Raw genomic sequence first — 6724 nt, forward strand, 5'->3', positions numbered from 1 at the left:
AAAAGCGCCTGTGAGGCGGTGAGGGAGTTTGAAATGGAGGCTTACGGCAAAACGCTGGATGAGGGGAAGCTTTTTGGGGAGGATGCGCCTGTGGAAATGAAAGGGGATTCTGTGGATTCAACAGAAACGAAGGATGGGAGCGGGGAAAGTTTCACGCCCAGATTCCGTCTGATATTTATGGGGTCAAAAATTCCTGATTTTGAGAACTCGGAAAAAGAGGATGAACTTTTTCTCAAAAAACTGGAAAGTATGCGCTGGACAGTGCCTTTGGGGGGTGATTCAAAGGTATGAAAAAGGTGAAAAGGCTAAAATTGGTTAGACTCTTTTGGCTTGGCTCATTTGCTCTTTTGGCTTCTCCTAATAACCCAAGAGCTTGAAGTTGTGGAATTTTTCAAATCATCTACACTTGCAGGAGCGTTAAGTTTTTTAGATAAATCCGAAGCCAACATCCAGAAATCAATTTCTGGATTAAAGCAAGGTGTATGTTTCATAAGATAACCGAAATCACTTGCTATAGAAATGGCCTCATCATCTAGATCTTCATCAATTCCAAAGGCAATATGAGGGTGACTCACAATACCCCGAAACCCAAATCTGTCATCAAAGTAGTCATAAGCTCTAGATCTTGGGTCTTGGGGAAAAGGCATAGCCAAATCATATATCAACCCATCAATCTCAAGCCAAGCATGGTCAAAAAATTCACCATTATCACATCCCACAACACCTATGCACGGGATTGATTCTATCTTATTAAATTTCAACAATGTATGGGCAATAGCTACAGATGCGTAACATGCTCCAGTCCACTCATTGTAAAATATCAAATCTGAAATAATATCAAGTATTTTATCTTTCAAAATAAACACTTTCTTATTTTTACTAATAAGACAGAAACCCAGTCAACAAAATATCTGTTGTTTCAGACCCGATCATAACAAAGAAAAAGAAGCTAAACCATTTTTAATCTAATGAATTTAAATATTTAAACGACTGCGGTGGGGTAAACTTATCATCAAGCTCTTTTGGGTCAATTGGTATATGATATCTTGAAGCTTTTTCAACCATAATGGCATAACCGATGTTACGATTTAAAAAATATTCAAAGAAAAAATCCTTATTGATACCAGAGTCATTCCCGGTCAATCTCCATAGGGTCTCAGGGGATTCAACAAGTATCTTTCGGACTGAAAACTCCCCAATTATCTTTTTTATGGGATTCGATGCATAAACGACAATTCGGTTTACATCTTTTTTAAAAATTGCTTTTCGGTATTCATATTTCTTCTGACCGGAAAAGATTTTATCCGCAAATTCAGGTTTAATGGATAACAAGACGTCCACTTACCCCACCCCTTTCTAAAACATTAAAAAATTGGGAATCCGAAAGCCTCATACATCCCCAATACGCTTCTCCATTGAGACCCACCTCATCAATTAACAAGCCCCGTGTAAGACGTTTGGAAAAAGCGGCATTATAGAGCATTTTAAGAGCATAAAGCCGACCATTGTTTCTCCATAACGATCGTATATCTCTCTCGTCGAAAACACTGAATGGCAAAGTAAAATCTACAAAGTCATCTTCCCCCGCAAATTGTCTCTTATGTCTTATATCTTCTACAGTACATACGGAAGTAGCCACAGCCCGATACCGAGCACGGCCCTCTACGTCAGTGGTTCTATAGATGACAGCAATATCACCAGGCCTAACAAAACCCAGATCCATACTGCAGATATATGTTTTCTGAATACTGTTCGTATGAGATACATCCTGAACGATATCAAAGGACTCATTGTTAAGTATAGAATCGGGAAACAACTGCGTATGCCATTCAGGCTTGATTGCCAGTAGAAATTTTTGCTTACCCCTTGTATCAATTAAAGGATAATCCCTTCTCACATTCCCGGTTATGTTGGGATAAAGTGATTTGAGCATAACGATTTCAATCCCATTCTCCGTCTTTTTTTGCCCATATTGTCCGAACCCAAACTCAAAAAGTAGTCGGATGAGCGGCCGATGTTTATCAAAAACTGTCACATAGATATCTGATGCCTCTGAATCTATGGCATGATCTAATGCTTTTTTAATGAAACGTTCACCCAGCCTTGACCCATGCCCATTAATCTTCAACGTGCCGAGCTTAACCCGTCGGGCATACGGCAGTGCGGGATGGATATCTCCGACGGCCTCTTTCTCTATTTTTAAATACATAAACCCCGATAATAACCCTTCATCATACAGAGTGTATGCACAGGCACCCTCACGCCCTTTTTTTTCAAACCAATGTATAAATTCCCTATAATCATTTTTCAAAGAATCAAAAAATGGGTCATCCACGTTGACATCCGCAAATCGCTGTAGCCTTAAATCTATTCCCATATCGAACTCCTTAATTTTACCATAGGTCTGAAAAAGGGGCATCCCTTTTAGCTTTTAACGCCCACAGGCCCCACAGCACCCTCAAAAAAGCGATCCTTTTCCATACCCCACCCATCCGACCCTGACAAGCTCCCGCGTCCGTTTTCCGTAATTTTCTCCCGTTTTCCCCCATCCGCAACAGCGTCTTGACATTCCATTCCGGTCTGGGTACAGTTTTCATACTGCGGCAAAAAACCGCAGTCGGGATTCGCACCCCCGAAAGCAGAGGAGCTAGCGCCCTCCACCATGAAAGAAATGCAGGCGCATTTTTTGCGCCCTTTCTTACCCTTATGGCGGAGCTGTGCGGGGCTTCTTCGGAAGCGCCGGTTCTCCTTTGCCCGGTAGTGCGAACCCGCTCAGCTCCGCCTCCCTTTTCGCACAAAGGCGGCGGATTCCCAGCTATCACCAGCAAAGGAGACCGTCATGACACAGAACCTGCCCACCACTGCTTTCACTTTTCAGGATCACACCGTAAGAACCCTCACCGAAGAAGACGGAAGCCTCTGGTTTGTTGCCAGAGATGTTTGTGATGCCCTGGGCATTTCGTGGAGGGGCAACACACTGGACAGTATTCCGGAAAACTGGAGGGGGATGCGGAGTTTCCGCACCCCCCTCCAGAATCAGCACGGGGTGTACGGCGAACAGGATCAGGAGTTCGTCACCATCAACGAACCCGCCCTGTACAAGCTGGCCTTCCGATCCAACAAACCCGCCGCCGAAGATTTCACCAACTGGGTGGCCTCGGAAGTGCTTCCCGCCATCCGCAGGACAGGCCGCTTTTCCGGGATGGCTCCGGCCCTTGCCACGGAAGCCCCGGACAGGGAAGACCAGATCCGCCTTGCCCGCAAGCTCGTGACGCAGGTGAACGCCATCCTCCGGGATATGCCCGCCCTCAGCCGCCTGTATCAGGATCTGGGCGTTTCCGTGAACGATGTCCTCCGCACTCTCTGCGTCCTCAGCCCGGACATCCACCACGAAGCCTATCTCCAGTCCCTCCGGGATCATGATGCCGCAGCACGGCCGCGGAACTGATCCATAAAAAAAGCCCCTGCATCCTTTTTCGGTGCGGGGGTTTTTGTTTTATCCAGATAAGCCCCCACCCCCCGTCAAGCAAAATCAAGCCCCATTCAGCCAAAAAGAACACCCATCCACGCACATCTAAGCACCATCTGAAAAAGCCCCCCATTCCGGCCCTATAATCTCCGCAGAAATGATCACCTGAAAGGGGTCTGACCCCTTTTATGAAAAAAGGGAGCGGAACATGGATACAGCGGTACAGGTTTTTGAAAATCGGGAATTTGGGCAGGTTCGCATTGTTGAAGGACGGAACGGCGAGCCGTGGTTTGTGGCAACTGACATTGCAAGGGCGTTGGGTTATGAAAAGCCAAACAACGCAATAAACAGCCATTGTAAAAAAGTCAATAAAATCAATTACCCTGAAACAGGGCACCCAATAAATATTATCCCAGAGGCTGATCTTTACAGGCTCATAATGAGATCAAACCTTGAATCGGCTGAAAAGTTTCAGGATTGGGTGGTTGAAGAAGTCCTCCCCTCCATCCGTCGCACCGGGGCATATCAGATCCCCCGCAACGACCACCCCCTCAAAATCCTGATCCAGCAGGATTTTTGGGCAGCGGAATGTGTTGCCGACATGCTCCGGGTTTCCGATGACTCCCGGCTGACCCTTTGTTATGCCATCTATGACCGCCATGGTCTGGATAAATCTGTACTGCCCCAGTACACGGAAGCACCCCGCCAGCGCATGTCCGCATCGGCCCTTTTAAAAAAACACAACGTGGACATGAGCACCATCAAATTTAATCAGCTCATGGTGAACAATGGGATGCTGGAGGAGCGGGAGCGCACCGGAGCCAGTGGGGCGGTCAGAAAATTCAAGAACCTCACGGATCTGGGTTTGGCTTTCGGCGAGAATATGGTTTCCCCGCAAAACCCCAGAGAAACCCATCCCATGTATTATGAGGATGCCTTTGAGGATCTTCTCATGACCCTGACCATGGGGACATCTCAGGAGCCGTGACATAAAAGGGGTCTGACCCCTTTTCGCTGATCCATAAAGAAAGCCCCTGCATCCTTTTCGGTGCGGGGGCTTTGTGCGTCCGGGGTTCAGCAACGCTTTTGTGCAGGCAGTGGGTTCTTATTTTTCCACATCAAATGATGTGGAAAAACAGGAACCAGAGAAAGGTCGGGCAGGCCCTTTTAAAAGAATCAGGTTGCATTTTTTGCAAATTTTATGCAAAATTCAGCCCTGAATTACATATCCACCTGACCCGGAGGCCGTATGCTCATCGAATTCAATGTCACCAATTACCGTTCCTTCTGGGAGCCCCAGCACCTCCAGATGACAGCCAGCACCGCAGCGGAGCTGAAGGAAAGCCATACCTTCGCGCCTGCCTCCAAAGAAACGCTGCGACTTCTGCAGTCTGCGGTGATCTATGGGCCGAATGCCTCCGGCAAAAGCAACCTGATCAAAGCCCTTTCCTTTATGCGGGAAATGGTGCTGCAGTCTGCCCAGGGTCAGGAAGGAGACGCCATCGATGCCTCTCCCTTCCTCTTCCATGAAAGCGGAGACAGCCTGCCCGGTGAATTTGAGGTGATCTTTATTGCGGACGGGGTGCGGTATCAATATGGCTTTGCCGTGAACCGCCAGAGGATTGTGCATGAATGGCTGCTGGCCTATCCCCAGAGCAGGGCGCAGCGCTGGTTTGAACGTTCCTGGAATGAAAAGATCCGGGCTTACGACTGGAAATTCAGCACCAGCTTCACAGGCACCAGAAAGCTCTGGCAGGAGGCCACCCGCGCCAATGCCCTTTTTCTTTCCACCGCCATCCAGCTCAACAATGAACAGATGAAGCCGGTTTTCCACTGGTTCCGGAAAATTTCCATCATTCCCCACAATGCCATCATGCACCGGGCCTTTTCCGTTGAACACTGCCAGAACGAAGCGCATAAACAGGCCCTCCTTGAACTGCTGAATGCGGCGGATCTCAGCATCAGAGATATCCGGTGTGAAAAAAAGGAACTGGAAAAAGAAGACCTGCCGCCGGGTATACCCAGAGAACTTCGGGAAAAATTTCTTTCTGATTTTCCGGGAGGAAAGGTTGTCCGGGTCTTTCTGGGCCACCAGATGGAGGATTCCGATGCCATTGTGTGGCTGCCTCTGGAAGAGGAATCGGACGGCACCCAGAAGCTTTTCGACTATGCAGGCCCATGGCTGGATGGCCTGAAGAATGGACGTATCTTTATGGTGGATGAGCTGAACAACAGCCTTCATCCCCATATTTTGCGGTTTATTCTGGGGCTTTTTCACAATGCGGCGCTGAACCGTGAGAATGCTCAGCTCATTTTCACCACCCATGACACTTCCCTTCTGGATCAGGAAATCATGCGGCGGGATCAGATCTGGTTCATGGAAAAGGACAGGCACAACGGCAGCCGTCTCTACCCCCTTTCCGATTTCAAACCCCGCAACACGGAAGCACTGGAAAGGGGTTATCTTCAGGGCCGGTACGGGGCCATTCCCTTTATCGGCGAGGTGAGGTTCTGATGGGAACGGACGATCTGCATCATAAAAGAAAGGCAAGACAACTTTCCTCCCTTGCCAGGGAAAGGGCAAAACGCGCCCCCTATGAAAGCGTGCTGATTGTCTGTGAAGGCGAAAAAACGGAGCCTGCGTACTTTGAGGCCATGCGGAAGGATCTGAGGCTGAGCAGCGCCAATATCCGTGTGACGGGAGATTCGGGTTCCGCTCCCATCCGTGTGGTGAATTACGGCCTTGAGCACCACAAAAACTATGACAGGGTATTTTGCGTTTTCGATAAAGACCGGCACGGAAGCTACCAGCCTGCTCTGGACAAGCTGAAAGGCAGAAGCCTTCCGAAAATCCGGGCCATTGTGTCAGCGCCCTGTTTTGAATTCTGGCTGCTGCTGCATTTTGAAAAAACCACAAGGAATTTTGATACAAAGGGAAGCGGCTCCATCTGCGAAAATGTCATTGCCGCCCTCAGAAAACCACGCCTTTATCCGGACTATGCCAAGGGCCATGGGGATGCCTGTTCCCACCTGAAAGATCGTCTGCCTCAGGCCATGAAAAACGCCAGAGAAGTGCTGGCCCATTGTGAACAGTCCCAAAGCTGGGAAACCTTTACGGAGGTGCATCTGCTTGTGGATTATCTGCAAAATCTGAAAAAGTAGGCTGATGCTTCCACCCCCCGTCAAGCAAAATCTTGCCCCATTCAGCAAAAAAGAACACCCATCCACGCTCATCTAAGCACCATCTACAAAAAA

General features: G+C 48.3%; 8 protein-coding genes. 5 read left to right on the forward strand and 3 right to left on the reverse strand.

What is annotated here, in order from left to right; all coding sequences use genetic code 11:
- Nucleotides 1-291 (forward strand): hypothetical protein (locus OOT00_RS15595; protein WP_265426353.1); only part of this gene is annotated, 291 nt, incomplete at its 5' end.
- A gap of 44 nt (nt 292-335) precedes the next feature.
- On the opposite strand, the gene OOT00_RS15600 is transcribed toward OOT00_RS15595, so the two are convergent.
- The 3 genes from OOT00_RS15600 to OOT00_RS15610 all read right to left on the reverse strand — a co-directional run bounded on the left by OOT00_RS15600 (nt 336) and on the right by OOT00_RS15610 (nt 2377).
- On the reverse strand, nt 336-857 hold the full coding sequence (locus tag OOT00_RS15600; protein WP_265426354.1) for a hypothetical protein: 522 nt from the start codon (nt 855-857) through the stop codon (nt 336-338).
- A 103-nt stretch (nt 858-960) separates the two neighbouring features.
- A complete protein-coding gene (locus OOT00_RS15605) occupies nt 961-1341 on the reverse strand; it encodes an ASCH domain-containing protein (protein WP_265426355.1) in 381 nt (126 codons plus the stop codon).
- Nucleotides 1319-2377 carry a hypothetical protein gene (locus OOT00_RS15610; RefSeq protein ID WP_265426356.1) on the reverse strand — a complete coding sequence of 353 codons (1059 nt, stop codon included), beginning with the start codon at nt 2375-2377 and terminating at the stop codon, nt 1319-1321. The genes OOT00_RS15605 and OOT00_RS15610 overlap by 23 nt, the downstream gene beginning before the upstream one ends.
- A 462-nt stretch (nt 2378-2839) precedes the next feature.
- On the opposite strand from OOT00_RS15610, the gene OOT00_RS15615 reads away from it, so the two are divergent.
- The 4 genes from OOT00_RS15615 to OOT00_RS15630 all read left to right on the forward strand — a co-directional run bounded on the left by OOT00_RS15615 (nt 2840) and on the right by OOT00_RS15630 (nt 6631).
- Entirely contained in the window at nt 2840-3448 is a 609-nt protein-coding gene (locus tag OOT00_RS15615; protein ID WP_265426357.1) for a BRO-N domain-containing protein, read from the forward strand.
- 229 nt (nt 3449-3677) lie between these two features.
- Nucleotides 3678-4457, forward strand: a complete 780-nt coding sequence (locus tag OOT00_RS15620; protein ID WP_265426358.1) for a BRO-N domain-containing protein — start codon at nt 3678-3680, stop codon at nt 4455-4457.
- Nucleotides 4458-4718: 261 nt separating this feature from the next.
- A complete protein-coding gene (locus OOT00_RS15625) occupies nt 4719-5984 on the forward strand; it encodes an AAA family ATPase (RefSeq protein WP_265426359.1) in 1266 nt (421 codons plus the stop codon).
- On the forward strand, nt 5984-6631 hold the full coding sequence (locus OOT00_RS15630) for an RloB family protein (protein ID WP_265426360.1): 648 nt from the start codon (nt 5984-5986) through the stop codon (nt 6629-6631). Before OOT00_RS15625 ends, OOT00_RS15630 begins: the two co-directional genes overlap by 1 nt.
- Nucleotides 6632-6724: the final 93 nt, after the last annotated feature.

The sequence above is a fragment of the Desulfobotulus pelophilus genome (assembly GCF_026155325.1).
Lineage (GTDB): Bacteria > Desulfobacterota > Desulfobacteria > Desulfobacterales > ASO4-4 > Desulfobotulus > Desulfobotulus pelophilus.

Coding starts and splice junctions, on each gene's coding strand:
- OOT00_RS15625 (WP_265426359.1), top strand. CDS start 4,719: ATGCTCATCGAATTCAATGTCACCAATTACCGTTCCTTCTGGGAGCCC.
- OOT00_RS15620 (WP_265426358.1), top strand. CDS start 3,678: ATGGATACAGCGGTACAGGTTTTTGAAAATCGGGAATTTGGGCAGGTT.
- OOT00_RS15615 (WP_265426357.1), top strand. CDS start 2,840: ATGACACAGAACCTGCCCACCACTGCTTTCACTTTTCAGGATCACACC.
- OOT00_RS15630 (WP_265426360.1), top strand. CDS start 5,984: ATGGGAACGGACGATCTGCATCATAAAAGAAAGGCAAGACAACTTTCC.
- OOT00_RS15610 (WP_265426356.1), bottom strand. CDS start 2,377: ATGGGAATAGATTTAAGGCTACAGCGATTTGCGGATGTCAACGTGGAT.